The sequence below is a fragment of the Nocardioides sp. CPCC 206348 genome (assembly GCF_048654705.1).
In the GTDB taxonomy this organism is placed as follows: Bacteria; Actinomycetota; Actinomycetes; order Propionibacteriales; family Nocardioidaceae; genus Nocardioides.
Genome location: NZ_JBMCZA010000185.1, coordinates 1 through 3,239 on the forward strand (window position 1 = coordinate 1; position 3,239 = coordinate 3,239).

Genomic DNA, 3,239 nt, shown 5'->3' on the forward strand with positions numbered 1-3,239 from the left:
CCGTTCGGGACGGCCGCGTCGATGGCCAAGCTGTTCGCCTCCGAGGCCTCGGTCCGCGCGGCCAACCAGGCGGTCCAGGTCTTCGGCGGCTACGGGTACGTCGACGAGTTCCCCGTCGGCAAGGCCTTGCGCGATGCCCGCGTGACGACCCTCTACGAAGGCACCAGCCAGATCCAGAAGCTGCTGATCGGGCGGTCCCTCACGGGCATCAGCGCCTTCTGACGCCGAGTTGGGGTTTGTCACCGCCGAGTTGGGGTTTGTCACCGCCGACGTACGTCGACAAACCCCAACTCGCGCGTGACAAACCCCAACTCGCGTAAATCGTTAGGCCGGTACGGCGGGCCGCCCCTAACCTTGGGCACGACCGAGCCACCCGGCCGGTCGATCGAGGACGAGCAGGAAGGGCAGGGCTGTGGGCATCCACCATCTCCCGGTCGCCACGAGTCGCAATGCGACCTGTGCGCTCGACGCTGCCCTCCTCCGGCGACCCCTCGAAGGCTATGAGCCCTCGAACATGGCCAAGCGCAATCAGCTGCTGGGCCAGCTGGAGCCGCCCCTCTAGGTGCCCTCACGCACCGGGAACACCGGGCCGCTCCAGCGAGGCGAACGTCCACAGGTCACCACCGACCTGGGACAGGCCTCATCGGGGCGGCCCTTCTGCATGTGCGGGCAGCTCGACAAACAACTCCAACACCAAGGTGGAAGGTCCCACGGGCACCGGACCCGCGACCTGGCCGAGAGGCCGGGAAGCAGGCGGCACCGGGCTAACGGTCATACGGCCGTGGGCGACCTCTCCCCACCCGGATCCGGCATTCGCCGGAAGCGGGACCAACTGAACAGTGGACAGCACATTCTGGAAGGTGATGCCGGGGCGGCCCGGCGCCCGGTTGCTACCTGGGTCGTGGTGCGAGCCATGAGGTTCGACTCCTCCGCCTTCCGCTTGCGCCCCCATGAGGTAGCGGCAGCCTGCCGGATTCTCAGTCCGTTCGTCCGGGTTCGACTCCCGGTGGGGGTACGAGAAGCACCACCTGCTCACCTGCCGGAACTGGTAGACGGTCGCGGTTGAGGGCCGCGTGTCCTTCGGGACGTGGGGGTTCGACTCCCCCGGTGAGCACCACGCCCGCCTGGCGGAACGGTAGACGCGCGGCGTTCAGGACGCCGTGTCCCCAGGGCGTCCGGGTTCGAATCCCGGGGCGGGCACCCACGGGTTGTAGGGAAGCGGCATCCCACCTGCTTCGGGTGCAGGGAATCGCGGGTTCGAGTCCCGCCAATCCGACGACGTGCTCCTGGAGCACGATGCTCGATAGCTCAGTTGGCAGAGCGCCCGGTTGTTACCCGGGAGGTCCCAGGTTCGAGCCCTGGTCGAGCAGCAACTCCCGCCCCGGCGGGACCAAGCGGGTGTCGGGAGACGCCATGGGTCTCATAAGCCCGTCGGCCCACGTTCGACTCGTGGCCCCGCTACGCACCGTTAGCTCAGTTGGTAGAGCGGCGTCCTCTTAAGTCGAAGGTCCTCGGTTCGAGTCCGAGACGGTGTACCGATCCAGCCCCATGACCAGCCCGGCAACCAGCCAATGACCATGCCCCGACAAGCCCAAGGAGGTGACCGGCGTGGAGACGAAGAACGGGTGGCCGCACACGGCCACCACCCCGGCGTCGTACTCCGCGGACGAGCGGGGCGACCTCAACACCAAGGGCGTGACCATCGCCTTCACCCACCCGACGCCGCGGTCGCCGGGCATCGCGTGGCGGTGCGAGGGGCACGAGGATCCGGAGATCTTCGATCCCTGCGACGACGAGACCCTTGCTGCCGCGCTCGAGATCTGCAACCCGTGCGGTGTCCGGACCCTCTGCCTCGCCCTCGGCACCAGCCGTGGCGAGTGGGGTGTCTGGGGTGGCGTCCTCCTCGAGGGCGGCAAGCAGATCGAGACCGTCCGGCGCCGCGGTCGGCCGAGGAAGGCCGCCGTCGCATGAACGCGAGCCCCGGCGTCACAGGGGCAACCAGCCTCCTTGGTCCAACGGAGACGACATCGCCCTACGAAGGCGAGGATCCAGGTTCGATTCCTGGAGGGGGCACTGTGACTGTGGTGTAGCGGTATCTGCACACCTGGATGTGGCCCAGGAGGTCGGGGTTCGACTCCCCGCAGTCACCCCAACCGAAGGGGTTTCGAGGCTCGCTTCGCTCGCACCTCAACCACCGGGACGGATCTGGCATGCTCGCGCCATGCCGAACTTCTCCGACTTCAACATGGGCATCTACCTCACCGGGCTGAGCGGCCAGAAGCCGCCGTACCCGGTGACCTTCGCCGCGCTCGAGGCACAGGCGAAGGAGCTGCTCGACCCGGTGCTCTACGACTACGTCGCCGGCGGGGCGGGCGACGAGGGCACACAGCGGGGCAACGTCACGGCCTTCGAGCGGTGGGGCGTCGTACCCCGGATGCTGTCCGGTGCCGCCGAGCGGGACCTGTCGGTCGAGCTGTTCGGGCGGCAGTACCCGACTCCCCTGCTGATGGCGCCGATCGGCGTCGTGGGGATCATGCACGAGGACCAGCACGGTGACCTCGAGGTGGCGAAGGCGGCGGCCGCGACCGGCGTACCGATGATCGCCTCGACCCTCACCCAGGACCCGATGGAGGACGTCGCCGCTGCCCTCGGCGAGACCCCCGGTTTCTACCAGCTCTACACGCCCAACGACCGCGAGCTCGCGGAGAGCTTCGTACGACGGGCCGAGGCGGCCGGCTACGCGGGGATCGTCGTCACCCTCGACACGTGGACCCTCGGGTGGCGTCCTCGCGACCTGCAGCACGCTGCCATGCCGCAACTGCAGGGACTCTGCCTGGCCAACTACTTCTCCGACCCCGTCTTCCGCAGTCGCCTGGAGAAGTCGCCCGAGGAGGACCCGGCAGCCGCGACCTTCGCGTGGGCCCTGACATTCGGCAACCCGGCCCTGTCCTGGGACGACCTGGCGTGGCTGCGCGGGCTGACCGACCTGCCGCTGCTGCTCAAGGGCATCTGCCACCCCGACGACGTACGACGGGCGCGGGATGCCGGTGTCGACGGCATCTACTGCTCGAACCACGGCGGTCGCCAGGCCGCCAGCGCACCCGCGCTCGACTTCCTTCCGGCCGTCGTCGACGCCGCCGAGGGGATGCCGGTCATCTTCGACTCCGGCGTGCGCACCGGAGTCGACGTCGTCAAGGCGCTCGCCCTGGGTGCCACCGCGGTCGCAGTCGGCCGCCCCT

3 protein-coding genes and 8 tRNA genes are annotated in these 3,239 nt (G+C 68.9%); all 11 read left to right on the forward strand.

Translation table 11 applies throughout. The features are described 5' to 3' along the window. A partial coding sequence (locus tag ACOADB_RS15100; protein WP_378600169.1) for an acyl-CoA dehydrogenase family protein occupies nucleotides 1-222 on the forward strand: 222 nt, incomplete at its 5' end. Between the two features lie 722 nt (nucleotides 223-944). After that, nucleotides 945-1,015: transfer RNA gene (locus tag ACOADB_RS15105), tRNA-Glu, on the forward strand. Nucleotides 1,016-1,030: 15 nt separating this feature from the next. Then, a tRNA-Leu gene (locus ACOADB_RS15110) sits at nucleotides 1,031-1,117 on the forward strand. A 1-nt stretch (nucleotide 1,118) separates the two neighbouring features. After that, nucleotides 1,119-1,200, forward strand: a tRNA-Leu gene (locus ACOADB_RS15115). A 4-nt stretch (nucleotides 1,201-1,204) separates the two neighbouring features. Then, nucleotides 1,205-1,276: transfer RNA gene (locus tag ACOADB_RS15120), tRNA-Pro, on the forward strand. 21 nt (nucleotides 1,277-1,297) lie between these two features. Continuing rightward, nucleotides 1,298-1,370: transfer RNA gene (locus ACOADB_RS15125), tRNA-Asn, on the forward strand. A 92-nt stretch (nucleotides 1,371-1,462) separates the two neighbouring features. After that, a tRNA-Lys gene (locus ACOADB_RS15130) sits at nucleotides 1,463-1,535 on the forward strand. Between the two features lie 73 nt (nucleotides 1,536-1,608). Next, a complete protein-coding gene (locus ACOADB_RS15135) occupies nucleotides 1,609-1,971 on the forward strand; it encodes a WhiB family transcriptional regulator (protein WP_378600172.1) in 363 nt (120 codons plus the stop codon). A 30-nt stretch (nucleotides 1,972-2,001) separates the two neighbouring features. Beyond that, nucleotides 2,002-2,073: transfer RNA gene (locus ACOADB_RS15140), tRNA-Arg, on the forward strand. A 2-nt stretch (nucleotides 2,074-2,075) separates the two neighbouring features. After that, nucleotides 2,076-2,152 (forward strand) — tRNA-His (locus ACOADB_RS15145). 69 nt (nucleotides 2,153-2,221) lie between these two features. Beyond that, nucleotides 2,222-3,239, forward strand: a 1,018-nt coding sequence (locus ACOADB_RS15150; protein ID WP_378600174.1) for an alpha-hydroxy-acid oxidizing protein, incomplete at its 3' end; no start/stop codon positions are given.